Below are 16,890 nucleotides of genomic sequence, written 5' to 3'. Positions count from 1 at the left end.
TCCTTTTCTGAACCGATACCAATAACGGCATATTCCCGAGAAAGGCTGCCTTTTCTACACCCCATCATTCTGTTCTGTCCCCCATCTGATTTTTCCTGATCCACATTTCATACCCCTGGCGTCTCGCAGAATCGTAAACCGGCCTCATATTCTTTTCCAATATACGGAAGAATTCTCCCTTTGAATTCCCTTTCCGGTATAATTCCCGGTTTGCCCAGATAGAATGCAGATTATCCCGGTAACAGGCTTCATATAATTTATGGATTCCATCCATTTTATGTATTAGTCCATACATAGCATACTGATTACCAGCAAACCTCCCAAAGAATGGTTCCCAGCAGGGAAGCTTATTGCTCTTTTCAGAATTCAGTGAGGAGTCCATTGGCATCAGATTCCACAACTCATCATTCATGACAAAGGACCAGGGAATGAAGTGATCCACATCATAGGATCCCTCATGGATTGGCTGGTTCGCAAACACGTCCACCACAGGATGTATTTTCAGAATGCTCTCCCACAGCTTTCTTACATGAGCCAGCTTCCGCATCTTTTCATCCAAGGGAGCTAATTTATATATTAAACTGGGGACTTCCGGATTATTGTTTTGAAGCCACTTTACTTTCTCCATTTGAACCCATCCCAGAATAGACACCGTATTATCCTGAATCATCTGTATCCATCCGTCATTAAAGTAAATGGTTCTCTTCAGCCCATTCTCATCGCCAAATGTATATGGCAGAAGGACGGTTGTCTCGTTGAGAAGATTAAAATAGGCCCTCATCCTCCCTGCACTTCCATCCAGACTGACCTGCTCCTCCCCTGTATTGGCAAATCCCGAGAGTGCCTTGACAGGAACATTTTTTGTCAGTTCCATCTTCCTGTTATGCAATTCTCTGTCTTTATCAAATTCAGCTATTTTATTCTTTATCTCAATCTTCGATGCATGGCTGGGAAGTGCTGTCAATTTCTGTAATCTGATCACTGCTTTTTCTAGGTTGTCTTTGATCATCCCCTCACCATATATCCCGCTGAGATGAACGTGAAATTCCAAAACGGTATACCAGGCATTTGCGATCATTTCATTAATAAGCTCATCATAGGAGGCTTTGTCTCTGCCCTCAGAGATCAGATGTACGATAGCTTCCAGCCAATAGAATTTATAACAGTAAGAAGGATCTTTCATCATTCTGAAAAAGCCTTCAATGTACAATGTATTATAATATTTCTTATCAATATAAAGCTCTGCCAAACTTATGCCTCCTTACCCCCAAGAATCCCGGCCACTGCCATCCAGCCAATCAGGCTCCGCTTACTAAATCCGCATATCCGAAATCTGTAGTTTCTGGTATCCATATATTTGATTCCCATAATAACTGATCACTTTTTCTCTTCCTTGATGTAATCACCAGCATTTTCCACGGTCACCTTAGAATACGGCAGATAAACATATTTATCCTTCACGAATTTGATCTGCTCCATACCTTCCCCGGTAACGAGGGCCACTGCCAGTTCTGCCATTGCCTCCGCCTGTCCCTCTTTATCGTTATACACGGTCCCTGCCATCTCCGAATCCAGGACGGCTTTGAGCCCCACGTCTGTGCCGTCTATCCCGAAAAATACAGGCAGGGCAGATTCCGTATAATTTAACTTCTTATAGGCATCAATGGCGCCAAGAGCCATATCATCATTGTTGGCCAGCACAAGTTCAATCTTATTCTGATACTGGCTGAGCAGCAACAGCATTCGGTTCTGGGCCTGTGCCCGGTTCCAGTTTGCGATCCCGTAGCTGAGTTTTTCCAGTTCAATGCCATTGTTTTTCAAGGTTTCCACAGCATTCTCTGTGCGGATAATGGCATCCTGATGGCCCGGTTCTCCTTCCAGCACCACATATTGGATCTTTCCGTCTTTATTACGGTCTATCTGACTGTTCTCTGCCAGTATGGCGTCTACCGCCAGTTCCCCCTGCATCACGCCTGACTGTTTCGCGTCTGCCCCAACATAATAAAGCCCGTCCCACTGCATCAGATCCTCTGCAACCGGCTCCCTGTTAAAGAATATAATAGGCACGTCATTATCCCTGGCAAGGTCGATGATCTCTGAGGGGTCTGCCCTGTCCACCAGATTCACACAGAGCACATTACAGCCCGCGTCGATCAGTTCCTTCACCTGGTCATTCTGGGTCCGCTGGGAACCGCCCGCATCCCTAAGTGTCACTGTGGTTTTAAAATCATCGCTCTCAAAATGATGAAGCTCTTCTTTAAAACAGGCGACCAATTCCCCAAGAAATGTATCACTCTGGTTATAGTATATGACTCCTGCGTGAACCTTATCTGACGCAGCCGTCTGCTGTTTCCCGCAGGCGCATAAGAGCAGTATACTCATGCAGAGAATCATTCTTGCCGCCACTATTTTTTTTGCTTTCATTGTATACCTCTGGTTTTCTTCCTGTTTATCCATACGACGCAGGTTTCAAAAAGTGACAGGCCTGCCTGCTTTTACTGACTCATAGTAAAAAGGACTTCCTGGTTTTCTTTTGAAAACAGTGTATCTCTGCGGATAACCGTATAGGATACGGTTCTGTCCTGCATCTTGTAAAAATATTTACCGAGGCGCTCTGCTGCCTCCGTCAGACTTTGATATCCCACATTAAATGCATCGGGCACCACAAGACATTCCGCAATGCCTGTGTCCAGATAATAAACCGCTTCCGTAGAATTACCGATTCCATACACCAAGGCCCCATGCAGATTTTTGGCGGCAGAATATTCCCCGGCTGTTATCAGACTGTTATTATCAAGGGCGATCACAAAATCCACCCCGGGCTGGATCCCCAGAATATTTTCCTCCTTTTCCATAAGAGGACCGGATACAGACCAGCAGATCTCAGCGCCTGTTTCTTTCAGCACATCTGTAAATCCCCTTTGGCGATTACGTGCGGCTTCTGTATTGTCGGTTTCCTGAAGAATGCCTAAAGTTTTTCCATCTAAATTTCCGTTATAGTCTTTCAGCAGTTCTTCTGCCAGTGCTGTGCCCATGGCATAGTTATCGGGTTCTGTAGTGGGAATCACGGAAGCCTCTTTTTCTCTGGATGCTGTGTGTTCTACAAGCATGACCGGAACATTTTTCTCCATTTTTAACAACATTTTTTCTGCGTCATCCCCCAGAGCAGGCTGTACAATAACCGCGTCTGCCCCGTTTTCGATTTCACGTTCTATCAAGTTTCTCTCCTCCTCAACCGTCAGGGGGCCTCCTGTGCTGACAACAAACATCTCCAGCTTCAAATCTTCAGCTGCCATTCTGAGTCCATATTTAAACGCGGACCATTGCCCGTCATCCGAATTCTGAATGATCACAGAAACCTTATCAAGATCTTTTCCGTTTCTTTCCCGGAACATGACAAAAGCAAGTACCATAACCATTACAGCTAAAACCGCTTCTATCAGAATAAACAATCTCTTGCTGTTTTTCATCTCTCTTTACCCTGTGTTTTCTTGTCAATCATTTCTTCCCTGCTGAAAATATATCCCTTTTCAAGGATCTTGCAGTTTTCTTCCGTATAGGGAACCGCCGGAATGCAGATGGATACTGTGGTCCCCTCATCCGGCTCACTTTCAATCCTCAGTCCATATTCTTTTCCGAAGAGAATCTGAATACGGTTGTTCACATTCACAAGTCCTACCCCGGAGCCATGTTTATGCACCCGCTTGCTGTCTGTCAGGATGAGGCTTACCTCCTCCTTTGACATTCCGATCCCGTTATCTGTCACAGAGAAGATAATATTTTCATCTACCAGTCTGCCGGCCACTTTTATCTCACCACAGTCATCCATGCTGCTGACCCCATAGGCAATGGCATTTTCAAGTATTGGCTGCAGGATCAGCTTCACAGTACAATACGAATAAATTGACGGGTCCACATCAAACACAATGGAAAATGCGTTCTTATACCGGACTTTCTGTATATTCATATAACTCTGCGCATGCTGCAGTTCATCTTTTACACTGATGACCGTACGGCCCTTTGAAAGACTGATCCGGAAAAGTTTCGCAAGCTGGGATATCATAAATACCGCATCGTCATTCCGTCCGCCTTCCACCATCCATGTAATAGACTCCAGTGCATTGTACAAAAAATGCGGATTGATCTGGCTCTGCAGTGCATCAAGTTCACTTTTTCTTCTTTCGTTCTGTTCCAGTACAATTTCCTTCATAAGCGTCTCAATCTGCTCATAGGACTTCTGTATGGAATACCCCAGATGCCTGATTTCCAGAGGGCCGCCCATATAAATCTCCGGCTTCTCTCCTGCCTCGTATTCCATTACGGAATTATTCAGTTTTAGAATAGGTCTGGATATCCTCACAGAAACAACACGGTTGATGATCACAAGCATCATGGCCATCAGGAGCATAAGCGCCATGATAAAATACCGGATATTGACCATACCGTGCGTAAATGTGGAATAGGGGATCACCCCTACCAGCTTCCATCCGGTATAGCTGATGGTGTTGACAATAACCTTGCGGCGCTCTCCCTGAAATGTCTCATCATAGACGCCATCCTTGTACTTTGCCGCTGCTTTGCTGTTCTCACTGCCGATTCCGTCGCTGATCTGAATCTGCCGCATGTGATAGATGATCTCCCCGTTGCTGTCACACAGATAATAATACTGACCGTTATTTAAGGTGTTGATCTGTTTCATCATCCGCGAGATATTGGAATAATCCATATCCACAAGCAGAACTCCCAACTGGGAATCCCCGTTATTTGTAAGCTCCACAACACGGCTCAAGGAGATCACCCAGTAATAACGGAAGGTTCCGTCATCAAAGAGATTCTGGATATGAGGCGTGGAAAAATGCATATTCTCCATCTCGCCCATGGCTTGTTTAAACCAGTCCTGCCTGGTGACATCAGGGTCCTCTTTCTGGGACGCAAGGGGTTCTGCTGCCATCAGGCTCCCATAATTGTTGTAGATAGCAATACTGCGCAGGTTGTCTCTGTTGGCTTCATACAAAAGATTCATTCCCCTCTGGATATCCATATCCTGATTGGATAGATCATTCTCTTTTATAACATTATAATAGACTGCATCCGATATCTGCCGCATACTGCCCAGATAATCCTCCAGGTTTTCCCCTGCCTGTTCCATCAGCTTCTGTGTACTCTGTGTGATCTCCTGCCGGGATAAGACAGAAAACCGGAAATACATCACAATCCCTAAAATCAGCATAATGGAAATAGATATCACGGAAATGGCAAACATAACTGTCGACTGCATTCCGCTGGGCTCCGCCTTCTTCAAACGTCCGAAATACTTATTTTTCACTTTCTGTATGCTCCGTTCTGTATTTTGAAGGTGACACGCCAAACCGCCTTTTAAATACATAACTAAAATAATTTGGATCCGTGTAGCCCACATTCCTTGCTATGATATAACTCTTTTCATTTGTCTCAATCAGCAGCCGTGATGCACGGTCCATACGATAGTCCGTCAGATAACCAATAAATGAGCTACCAGTCTCTTTTTTAAAAATAGTTGAGAAATAGGAGTTGGAAACGCCCAAAACCTCACAGATATTATCCAGTGACAACGCTTCATCCGAATAATTGCTGCGGACATATTCCATTGCCCTGGATACAAAAGTTTTTGTTGACCTGCTTCGTGCACTGATCAATTTTTCCCGAAAAGAAAGGCTGATATCAATGAGCCATTTCTGCAGTGCATCCGGTCCCAGATCAAGAAGGCTGCTGTACAGTTTCCGCATATCTCCCGAAAAATCTTCCGTGGCAATATCATTATTAGCGGTGAACCTGTATAATGCGCTCACCAGTTCCATAATGTCAATATGATGCTGCTGCAGGGATTTTGACGGAAAAGATATTTGGTCCAGATACTTCCTGACTGCCTGTACAATATCCTCCGCCGGATTCAGACGTATGGTTTTAAACAAGTTCGATAATTCTGTATCACTGGCGGTATCGGATCTGCTCATCTCCTGGGGCGCGATCTCCTTAATATTTATGGCTCTGGAAGCGCCATAGATCACCCTGTAAGAAACAGCCTTTCTTGCGCCGCTGTACGACCTGGAAAGTTCAAGGATATCTCCGCAGACCTGCCCAATCCCCACAGTGACAACCGCACCAATGATCCGGTGGGCATATCTGCAGAATCTGTCACATTCATCCGTCAGCTCTGAGACCTGGTTTTCACTTTTCAGCTGTGCGATCAAAATGGTATTCCCCAGATAAGAAAAGCATTTTGCCTGCCACTTTTCTCCCAGACGTTCCGTTGCCTGGTTATAGACAGACGTGGATAACAGCAGAGGATTCATATCCTTGGGGACCTGGCTTGATGATGTATGAATGACAAGACAGCAGAAAAACGGCCCCGGAAAAGAGATCTGGTAATCCGCAAGATATTTGGGGATCTCCATTTCCTGGATTCTACCCTCCACCAATGTGGAGTAGAAGTTAGCCTGCAGAAGCGGCAGGGATTCCAGATAACATTTCTGCAAAGTCTCCACATTTCGCTTTTCGCTTATCTCCTGATCCAGTTTGATCTTAAGCTGCGTGAGCACATTGGTCAGCTCTATGGAATTGACCGGCTTCAGAATGTATTCTTCCACCTCCAGATGAACCGCCTCTTTGGCATACTCAAATTCATCAAATCCTGTAAAGATCAAGATCTTGGTTGCGGGAAATTCCGTCTTAATGCGGTTAGACAGCTCCATTCCATCCATATACGGCATTTTGATATCCGTCATAACCACATCCGGCTGAAACTCCTCGACCATCTCAAGAGCCTTCATACCGTTGTTGGCATATCCGATCACCGAAAAACCCAGCCCTTCCCAATTTATTTTTCTCATGATGACCTGGATGACTTCCTCCTCATCATCTACCAATAGCACTCCATATGTATTCATCTTTTTATCTCCATGGTGTGAGCCATTTCCTCCTTTTTCGATTGGGTAAGTGGCATTTGTCAAATTTATTATAACAAATACACAAATGTATGTAAATGTCGCCGTTGCCCAAAATATGTTACTGCCCACAGGTTTCTCAAACCGCAAATTTTGTGCCGTGACACCCATCCCGGAACAGTGGCCTGTGAGCCAGTAACCCAAATACATCAAAAGGGCCAGAACTGCTTCTGACCCTTTTGGAAATCATTCTTATTTATTTTTTCTGGACATATTTCAGACAATCCAGCGTTACTGCCGCGATAATAATGATACCTTCAAATACGAACTGAAGGTTTGTATCAATACCAAGAATGGTGAGCGAGTATGTAAGTGCTGTAAAGATCATTACACCCACCACGACACCTGATATCTTACCGATACCACCGGTAAATGACACGCCGCCCACTACGCAGGCTGCAATGGCGTCCATCTCCCAGCCCTGTCCATAAGCTGCGGAACCGGAACCAACCATTCTTGCACATTCCAGCCAGGAACCAAATCCGTAAAGAATACCTGCCAGAATAAACGCGCCAACCGTTACGCCGAATACGGAAATACCGGAAACTGCTGCTGCTTCCGGGTTGCCTCCCACAGCATAGAGATTTTTGCCAAATGTGGTTTTATTCCAAATGAACCAGACGATCGCAATAGCTGCCACTGCCCAGACAATGATAGTCGGGAAACCGTTTACTTTCGGAATGATCATGTTCGGAATCGTAGGTTCAATGGCACCAAATGACACACCTTTCGTGGCGTATGTGACAAGTCCGAAAATGACCAGCATATTCGCCATGGTTGAAATAAAAGGATGCATTTTAAACCTGGCAGTAAAGAAACCTGCGATGGCCGTAAAGAATGTACATAAAACAATACATACAACCAGTGCCAGGATCACTCTAACACCGATGGGCATACTTGTGAAGTCAAACACATGTCCGAAAACCGCGCCTGTATTAATACCCTGATGCATGATAATGGTTGCAGTCGTCATACCCATACCGACCATACGCCCAATGGACAGGTCCGTGCCGGTAAGGAGAATCAGTCCGGCAACACCTAGTGCAAGGAACATTCTCGGAGATGCCTGCTGAAGAATATTCAAAACATTATTGTATGTAAGCAGAGGAACATTTTTTATCACCGGAGTAATGGCACACAGCATAATAAAGATCAGGATGATAGCAATATACAATCCGTTCTGCAGAAGAAATGCCCTGCGGTTGAATGTATATTTATAATTTTCCCATTTCTGTGCCCTGGATTCCATAAAGGTGAATTTTGACATACGCAGCATATCAATCAGATGGTATTTATAGTTGTATGCCATATGCCTTCTGTCTTTTACCTGCTGCAAATCTTTTTCCAACTGCATTTTCGCGTCAAACAGCCGGTTCTTATAAACATACTTCTCATCTTTTATTTCCTGGTGGTCCGTAAGCTTTGACATGATCTCCTGATGCTGTTTTTCCAGCTCCGCAATTCTTCTGCGGTGCTTCTCCTGAACGGCTGTTTTTTCCTGCTCACAGCTTTCTTTGACCGGCAGATAATAGTCCCTGTCAAAATGCTCTTTGAGGTAAGCCTCCGCATCAGAGATCAGTTTTGAAATCTCATCATTGTGTTTCGCATCAACCGTTTTTGCCTTTTCCAGCTCTGTCCGGATTTTTGCGATCTCGGCTTCCTTCTCTTCTTTTGTAAAATTGCGGTCTCTCTTTACACTGTCAATTTTATTTTGAAGAGAGATAACTTTGTCTATTCCATCCACTCTGAGGCTGTCAATCTTTGTCTGAATTCTACCGACATAATCCTCGATTGGCTGACGCAGCTGCATTTCCTGTTCAGCCGTAAGAATCTTACTGTTTCCTTTCGCCATATCCATCCATCTCCCTCATTATAGGTATTTTGCGCTGAGCCTTAAAAGCTCTTCCTGGTTCGTCTCTTTTGTATTAACAATTCCGGAAAGATGTCCGTTTGACATCACACCGATACGGTTGGTGATTCCCAAAATCTCCGGCATCTCAGATGAGACAACAATAATGGTCTTGCCCTGTTTTGCCATATTGATGATCAGCTCATATATTTCATACTTTGCACCCACATCAATACCCCTTGTGGGCTCGTCCATCATAAAGATCTGGGGACCACGCTCCAGCCATTTGCCGAAAATGACTTTTTGCTGATTACCTCCGGAGAGGCTTGCGATCATATCCTCCGGGCCCATACACTTTGTATGCATGATTTTGATTTCATTGGAAGTGGCTTTTATCATCTTTGAATCAGAAAGGGCCAGACCGGATTTATACTGTTCCAGATTTGCAATGGTGGTGTTAAATGTTAGATCACCTTTCAGGAAAAGCCCATTTGCTTTTCGCTCCTCCGTGATCATGGCAAATCCATGTTCCATAGCTTCCTTGGCACTGCCAAAATTCATGAGACGGTTATTAAAATAAACACGTCCTGCCGCTCTGGTGCGGACACCGAAGATGGTTTCCAGAAGTTCCGTACGCCCGGCACCTACCAGGCCGTACAATCCGAAGATCTCCCCCTCTTTAACGTCAAAAGAGATATCCTGCAGATGGGGCTCAAACTTTGTTGACAAATGCTGGATCGACAGGATCACATCCTTTGGTGTATTATCCACCGGCGGAAATCTGTTTTCCAGAGAACGGCCCACCATAGCTGCAATAAGTTCATTCATATCTGTGTCTTCGGAGCGTTTTGTCATAACCAGATCACCATCCCGGAGCACGGATATTTCATCACAGATCTCAAAAATCTCATCCATTTTATGAGAGATGTATATCAGGGAAATTCCCTGTTCTTTCAGCATCCGCATCATCTCAAAGAGTTTATCCACCTCCTGCACGGTCAGGGAGGAAGTAGGCTCATCGAGAACGATCACTTTGGAATTATAGGAAATCGCCTTGGCGATCTCGCACATCTGCCGCTGTGATACAGACATATGCCGCATGGACTGGGTAAGATTTACTGTCATCCCCAGTTTTCGGAAGAGTTCAGAGGCTTCCTTTTTCATTCTGCCCTCATCAATGACCCCCATAGAATTGGTAGGATAACGGCCAAGGAACAGATTATCAATCACATTTCTTTCCAGACACTGGTTCAATTCCTGGTGAACCATGGCAATTCCGTTTTCAAGAGCATCTTTCGGTCCGGAAAAGCTCACTTCCCTGCCCTCAAGGAAGATATTGCCCTCATCCTTCTGATAGGTACCGAAAAGACATTTCATCATTGTGGACTTACCGGCACCATTCTCACCCATAAGCCCCATGACAGTTCCCCGCTTCACATCCAGATTGATGTGGTCCAGAACCCTGTTCCGGCCAAAGGACTTGCTCATACCGCGTATGGATAAGACGATATCATCTTTCTTATCTTCCATATATTTTTACTCCTGTATACTAGTATTCAAACAATTAGGGAGAATTTCTTCTCCCTAATCGTCTTATTTCAACGGTATCTGTTTCTTACCTTCACTGTCCTTTACTGATTAAGCAAAGAAGTATAAGAAGCTGCGTTGTCTGTCTTAACCATGTTGATCGCAAATGCATCGTACTGGCTTGGATTTCCCAGACGGTTTGTAATGTTGGACTCTGTCTGTCCGTCACCGCCGATGTAATCTACATCCAGGTTGAGAAGATCATCATAGTTCTGAAGAAGCGGCTGATAGGTTGAGCTCAGGAAGTTATCGGAAGCATTGTAGATATCCAGCCATACCTTCTTGGTTGCATGTGCGCTTTCGTCAAGCTGGGTTGAAACCGGCTCGTAAACTTTTGTTGAGTCTGTAAAGTCCTTGTAATTGTCAGCAGTAACTGCAACATTCAGTGCGTAGTAGGAACGCTCATCCTCTTTGTATACATATACGTCCTCACCCAGTACATTGCCGGCTTCGTCGGCAGTACCGATACCTGTATCAATGTCTACTCCGTCTAATGCGTTACGGAGAACGCGGAGGGTCAGATATGCCTGAACATCAGCGTGCTGGCTAATCGTTCCGCCATAGCCTTCTGCGATGGCAGCCACTGCGTCGTTGTTTGCATCATAACCAAAGGTAGGTACTGTGTTGTCTTTTGACCATGCATTGAACATAGACATACCCATGCCGTCATTATTGGAAACAACCACATCAATTTCTTCGCCGAAAGAGGACGCCCATGTGCCAATGGCGTTGCCTGCTGTAGCCGCATCCCATGTAGCACCTGCGGAGTTCTTCATCTCCTGGGAAGCCAGCTCACGGATAGTATAGGTCTTTCCGCCTGCTTCGATGGAACCATCCTGTACGGCTGATGCTGAACCGTCTGAGTTTGTCCCTACCGGTTCACTGTTAATGTCGCCGTCTTTCTCAACGCCTGTGCCAAGGGCTTTACGAACACCTCTTGTACGCGCGATGGAGTCATTATGGCCGATATCACCGATCGCCAGAACATACCCGATGACACCGTCACCGTTGCGGTCAATCTTGTCAATGTTATTCTCTATATACTCTTTTACCATCTGGCCCTGAAGCTCAGCACCCTGGTTTGCATCAAATCCCACATAATATGTATCGTTATTATAAGTCAGAGCTGCCATATCAAGTGCCCCTGTTGAACTGTTGGATGGCTGACGGTTAAACCACACTAATGGTTTATCCTTGTTTGCCACGTCTGACGCTTCGGCTGCCGGTTCCTTTTTATCTTCCTGTTTTGTTGTGTCTGTGCTGCTTGGCTCCGCATTATCAGAACCACATGCGGTAGCTGAAAGTCCAAACAATACTGCCATTGTGAGTAAAACAATTTTTTTCTTCATAGCTGTTTTCTCCTTTTCCTTTAACACTCTTTTTTCCGTGTTCTTTGTTGATATTGACAGTATATCTGATATTTAACGAATAAAACATAGAATATTTTTTTGTATGCATTGAAATTTTTAAGGTCAGGTTCGTTATATGTGACAATTTTCGACATGTATTCTTTATATTATGAGCAGGGAATTTGCTTTGAATAAATACCTACGGAATAGCTGCAATGGAAAATGGCGCTTATGTTGCCGCATAAAACAACCTATGGTATACTAAACAGGTGATCACGCTGGTGTGTTTGAAAATTGCTTTCGGCAAGCCGTCAGATCGTCGGAATGAATTTTCAAACACACTCTGGCAGCGGATGCAATTTCTTACGCCCACTAGTTTTTACGAATGAGGGTGATGCCAATAAATACACTTGAAATATTGACATTACTGCTTGTGATTTTTGCGGCCCTGACTTACATAGATCAGCATAACGACAAAAAGAAATAGCATCCGGCCCTCAGAAAGTTGATGTGACCCCTAAAAGTTTATAATATATTAAAACCGAAAGGATTACTGACTTATGCTGAATCTGGTAATTTGTGATGATGAGAGAGCACTGCGCAATGATTTGAGAAAGGTTCTGGAGACAGAATTGGATCTGTGCGGAAAGACATTTAAAATTGCGGAATTTGACTGCGGTGAAGCGCTGGTCCGGGCGCTGAATGATTCTGCTTTTGATATAATATTCCTGGATATTGAGATGAAGGATTTGGACGGCGTGGCAACTGCCCGGGTGATAAGGAAAAAGACTTCTGCGCCGGAGATCATTTTCGTCACCTCTTATCCTGACTTTGTGTTCCAGGGATATGAGGTGCAGGCTCTTAACTATATATTGAAGCCGTATCAGAGGGAAAAGATCGTCTCTGTGCTGCACACTGCCCTGGAACGGTTAGGTAGAGATACGGAAAAGTATTATCTTGTGGAGTCTAAAGGCCAGAGACTGCGCCTTCCGCTTAATCAGACCCTATATTTTTCCAGTGATAAGCGGTCTGTAAAAGCCGTAACCCCGGAAGACCAGTATACGTTCTACGGAAAACTTTCTGATCTGGAGACAGAGCTTCCCGACCATTTTGTGAGAATACATAACCGTTATCTTGTGAATCTGAAATATGTACAGTCCTTACAGGGAAACTCTGTGCTGATCGGGGAGGAAGAATTACCGGTCAGCCGTTCCTGCAAACAGGAACTGGCCATCGCATTTGCAAAATATATGCTGGACTGATAAGCATTTATGGAGCTATGGATATACGAACATAAGCCGGAAACGGACATAGCAGGATATACCCGGTACCGGATATATCCCGCTAAAATTTTTCATCCTTGGACTTATTCCATAAACGAACACACAGCAATTCATTAAATACAAATTTACTGCCCTCTGTTTAATGATACATACTCTTTATAATCATCAAATATAAGATATTGAGGTGCTACATCTTCCACAATATTGGGAATCCTCTCCTTTGCTTCATAGAAGCGGTTATCCGTCATATCATCATTTGTGGTGGAGACTTCAAACAGCATTACTTTCCCGGTTCCCTTCTCTCCCTCCCAGCGGTGATACTGCCCCGGAAGCAGTGTTATGCTCTGCCCCGGTTGGAGGGTTACTTTCCCTCCTGCCGGGATTTTTCTTTTTTGTCCATCTATTGTCACAGTCACATCCGTATGGGCAAAACCCTCGTTCTCATCCGCGTTGTATAGCTGGACGATAAGATTTCCGCCTCCTCTGTTAATAATGTCCTCCATCTTGCTCCAATGAAAGTGATAAGGCAGTTCTTGTCCGTCATCTACCAACAGCAGTTTCTCCGCATATGGTTTGGGATAAGTCTCTTTATCATGAAAATTCCCATTGCGGAATGTAAAAATCAACAGGCCGCATTTTCTGAAATCCCCGCTTCCAAAATCCGTGACATCCCAGCCCAGCATATTGTCTACCAGTTCCTTTTCCTGCTCCCCTACTTTTTTCCAATCCTCTACGCTCCATTTTGCAAAAGGAGGGAATTTTATTCCCTTATCCTCAGCAAAATCAATGGCTTCACTGATAATTTTATTTAAGTCTGAACGTTTCATGTAAACCCCTCCACTCTTTCTGCTGCAAACCGCTTCACTCTCTGCACTCTATAACTGTATAAATCCCTGCATTACGAACCACGATTTCCCCGTCTTTTATCTCCGCCTCTGCACTATTGTTATCCGGAAATTCCGCTATTCTCAGCTCATCACAGGGGTAATTCAGCTTTACTCTCACTTCAGGCAGGGTGTCAATTTTATGTGTTTCTTCATTATAGTTATAATTCACAATATGAAGCACTTTTCCATTATCCTTTTGATGCACAGCAACACCGTATTTCCCATCTGACTGCACTCCGATCACCATGGTCTGCATACGCAGCATGTGGATCAGGACATTTTCTTCCTCCGTCTGATACGTTTTATCCGGATCCAGCCCCCGGGGAATCCTTCCAAATGTGAATACCTCCACGCCCGTTTCCTGACAACTTTTCAATATTTCAACAGTACTCTCCTGCATGTTAAATGCGTCAGGGACAATAACCTGCTTATATCCTGAAATTTTTTCAACGGTCAAAGGTTCATCCGGACTTTCAAAAATCACGTTGTAAACAATATCCTTATCACTCATATGCTGAATCAGCCGAAAGAAATTGTCAAAATCCCCATCACAGGAAAACGCCCCCTGTCTTCCGAGTTCTTCCACGCCCTCTAAGCTGATTTTCTCAACCTGATTATAAGTAGCCGTTGTATTTAGGGATGGCTCTGTCCAAAGATTTTCGTATGCAGAGGGCAGATCATAGATCACTGCAATATCTGCTGCCGGATTTTTCGGAAAGAGACCGCTGTTGTTATCCAGCCATGCCCCCAGTTTCCTGAGCACCCGCAGGTCCGGCCAAAAAGCATCTTTTACCTGATTCTGCAGCCATGAGCCATACGGAAATGCAATATGAAATCCATGGGCCATGGGTTCTAATAAGAACAGGATGAGTCTGTCGTGAATACCATTTTTTATATCCTCCAGCATATCTCTTACATACTGATTGGGATCTTCCACAAAACAACACTCTTTTCCGTTCAGCCAGCCAAATGCATACTTATACCATGCATCCTGTCTTAATTTAATATCTGTTTTTTCTCCTGCCAGCAGATCGAGATATTTTTTAGATCTCCAAGAGATCGGAAAACATTGAAAAAGATTAGCCGTTACCGGGAACTCTTCGTTTCTCACCTCTTTTGCATATTGTTTTGCGTGCTGTGAAATCTCTTTGACCACTTCAGAAATATATTCTATCTGCATTTCAACAAAATCTCTGAATAAGGGAATCTCCCATCTCTTATTTCCATTAAAGGGAAGCAGTTTTTCATCGGTATACCCTTTTTCCAGTAAATATTTCCGATAATGAAAACTTTCTATATTCCCTGCGTCGCCGGGCAGCCTGATCTGCATCTTTTTTAGGTACGCATTGAATTTATCCATACATTCATCACAAAAACACCCTGCGTTGTTAAGCACATGTTTTTGTGTGTCATACTCGTCTATATGCAGACCACCGGCTCCTGCATCTATCATCATTTCTACATTCTTCTTTAAATACGAAAGATAAGATTCTTTGCAACAGCAGGGCGAGTAACACTTATGGTCATGCTCCGGAGCCATCAGCCACGCCGACAGAATACTTCTCCCCTCAAGGGATACTGCTTTGAACTCTTCCAGGAAATCTTTTACAGTATTTCCTTTATGATCCTTTAAACCATCAGGAAAATAAGTTTCCATAGGTTTAAATAAATGAGGGTACCGGTTCGTAGATAATTCGCTCATCCCAACATATTTATGGTTTTCAGATGCATTTCTCAAAATATTAAGGGAAAGAAGTTTTGTCTCATCCTCGTTAAATTCCGCACCGAATTCCCACAACTGGGATTTCCAGAGTACAGAAAAAACTTTGATCCCTCTTTTTCTGCACTCCTGGCAGAATTCCTTATCATTCATAAATCCGTACAGTCTCATTCTGGGAGATGTATCATCATTGGCCTCCCGGTCCAAATAAGGAAGTCCTATGGCACCGCTCCCCAGACAGGACCATATAAGCATATCTCCGTGAATGTCTTCAATATCCTGGATCATCTGCATATTTTTCATCGGCAGACTGGGATGATAATTCCACATATCTCTCTGCCACCCCATAAAATAAATACCTTTCAGCATACTTTGCCTTTCTCCTTTCAACTTTTCAAACCTGATAATACCGTTCCCTGTATCAGATACTTTTGTCCGAAAATATATACCAAAGCAGGAACGATCAATGAGATCATAACCCCCGCCATTATCATAGAAACACTGCCTGAAGAGCGGAACCCCCGAAGAAGCATCATTCCCATAGGCAAAGTGTATTTTTCCTGGGAGTTTATGTATATCAATCCCGCGAAGAAGTTGTTCCACTGTTCAATAAACTTCATAAATGCACATACAACAAGTGCAGGTTTTGACATTGGCAGTATGACATGCCAATATATCTGCCACCAATTGGCACCATCCATAATAGCGGCCTCATCATAACTCTTTGGTATGGTCTGCATAAACTGTTTTAAAAGAAAGATACCAAATGGATTTGCCAGATATGGCAAGATCAATGCCAGATGAGTGTCCACCAATCCCATCTTCGTTACAATTAAAAACTGGGCTATTATAATAGACTGATAGGGTATCATCAATCCCGTCAGGATATAGATGAACAGCAGGTTACCCCCTTTGAACTTCAGTCTGGCAAATGCAAAAGCACACATGGAGGAAAACACCAATTGGATGCCTGTTATAGAAACCGTTACCACGACACTGTTTTTAATAAACTCAAAAAAGGGAACTGATGTAAATACATGTGAATAGTTTTCCCAATTCCACTGTGTAGGAAAAAAGGACGGCGGCAATGAAAATGAATCCTTAGGCAGTCTGAGCGATGTTGCGAATACCCAAAAGAACGGCAGCAGCATGGCTGCCCCAAGACATAACAGAACAAGTACCAATAAACTTTGCTTCAATTTTCCTGTAGCGATTTTTCTTTTCATCATAAC

At 44.0% G+C, this 16,890-nt stretch carries 12 protein-coding genes; 1 reads left to right on the top strand and 11 read right to left on the bottom strand.

The window, feature by feature from the left end; all coding sequences use genetic code 11:
• Window positions 1–64 precede the first annotated feature (64 nt).
• The 8 genes from A4V09_RS24795 to A4V09_RS01365 form a co-directional block, all read right to left on the bottom strand.
• On the bottom strand, window positions 65–1,249 hold the full coding sequence (locus A4V09_RS24795; protein WP_242963914.1) for an HNH endonuclease domain-containing protein: 1,185 nt from the start codon (window positions 1,247–1,249) through the stop codon (window positions 65–67).
• Window positions 1,250–1,377: 128 nt separating this feature from the next.
• Window positions 1,378–2,424, bottom strand: coding sequence for a galactose ABC transporter substrate-binding protein (locus A4V09_RS01395; protein WP_065544579.1), 1,047 nt, complete (start codon window positions 2,422–2,424; stop codon window positions 1,378–1,380).
• Window positions 2,425–2,495: 71 nt separating this feature from the next.
• Entirely contained in the window at window positions 2,496–3,470 is a 975-nt protein-coding gene (locus A4V09_RS01390; RefSeq protein WP_065540757.1) for a substrate-binding domain-containing protein, read from the bottom strand.
• Entirely contained in the window at window positions 3,467–5,386 is a 1,920-nt protein-coding gene (locus A4V09_RS01385; RefSeq protein ID WP_408606787.1) for a cache domain-containing sensor histidine kinase, read from the bottom strand. The genes A4V09_RS01390 and A4V09_RS01385 overlap by 4 nt, the downstream gene beginning before the upstream one ends.
• The gene (locus A4V09_RS01380) at window positions 5,316–6,926 is read right to left on the bottom strand and encodes a response regulator (protein ID WP_065544578.1); all 1,611 of its coding nucleotides are present in this window, start codon (window positions 6,924–6,926) and stop codon (window positions 5,316–5,318) included. Before A4V09_RS01380 ends, A4V09_RS01385 begins: the two co-directional genes overlap by 71 nt.
• A gap of 253 nt (window positions 6,927–7,179) precedes the next feature.
• On the bottom strand, window positions 7,180–8,835 hold the full coding sequence (locus A4V09_RS01375; RefSeq protein ID WP_065544577.1) for an ABC transporter permease subunit: 1,656 nt from the start codon (window positions 8,833–8,835) through the stop codon (window positions 7,180–7,182).
• Window positions 8,836–8,853: 18 nt separating this feature from the next.
• Window positions 8,854–10,362 carry a sugar ABC transporter ATP-binding protein gene (locus A4V09_RS01370; protein WP_065540755.1) on the bottom strand — a complete coding sequence of 503 codons (1,509 nt, stop codon included), beginning with the start codon at window positions 10,360–10,362 and terminating at the stop codon, window positions 8,854–8,856.
• Window positions 10,363–10,463: 101 nt separating this feature from the next.
• Window positions 10,464–11,768 (bottom strand): substrate-binding domain-containing protein, encoded by a 1,305-nt coding sequence (locus A4V09_RS01365; RefSeq protein ID WP_065540754.1) that lies wholly within the window; start codon window positions 11,766–11,768, stop codon window positions 10,464–10,466.
• A gap of 560 nt (window positions 11,769–12,328) precedes the next feature.
• Here A4V09_RS01365 and A4V09_RS01360 point away from each other — a divergent pair.
• Window positions 12,329–13,030, top strand: coding sequence for a LytR/AlgR family response regulator transcription factor (locus A4V09_RS01360; RefSeq protein ID WP_065540753.1), 702 nt, complete (start codon window positions 12,329–12,331; stop codon window positions 13,028–13,030).
• Between the two features lie 146 nt (window positions 13,031–13,176).
• Here the strand turns inward: A4V09_RS01360 and A4V09_RS01355 are convergent, their stop codons facing one another.
• From A4V09_RS01355 to A4V09_RS01345, 3 genes are read right to left on the bottom strand one after another with little or no spacing between them, the layout of a single operon-like run.
• On the bottom strand, window positions 13,177–13,878 hold the full coding sequence (locus A4V09_RS01355) for a D-lyxose/D-mannose family sugar isomerase (protein ID WP_065540752.1): 702 nt from the start codon (window positions 13,876–13,878) through the stop codon (window positions 13,177–13,179).
• 34 nt (window positions 13,879–13,912) lie between these two features.
• The gene (locus tag A4V09_RS01350; protein WP_065540751.1) at window positions 13,913–16,027 is read right to left on the bottom strand and encodes a hypothetical protein; all 2,115 of its coding nucleotides are present in this window, start codon (window positions 16,025–16,027) and stop codon (window positions 13,913–13,915) included.
• A 17-nt stretch (window positions 16,028–16,044) separates the two neighbouring features.
• On the bottom strand, window positions 16,045–16,887 hold the full coding sequence (locus tag A4V09_RS01345; RefSeq protein WP_065540750.1) for a carbohydrate ABC transporter permease: 843 nt from the start codon (window positions 16,885–16,887) through the stop codon (window positions 16,045–16,047).
• Window positions 16,888–16,890 lie beyond the last annotated feature (3 nt).

The organism is Blautia pseudococcoides, assembly GCF_001689125.2.
In the GTDB taxonomy this organism is placed as follows: Bacteria; Bacillota; Clostridia; order Lachnospirales; family Lachnospiraceae; genus Blautia; species Blautia pseudococcoides.
The sequence above is the reverse complement of the archived record's forward strand: the minus strand, read 5'-3'. Positions and strand labels throughout refer to the sequence as shown.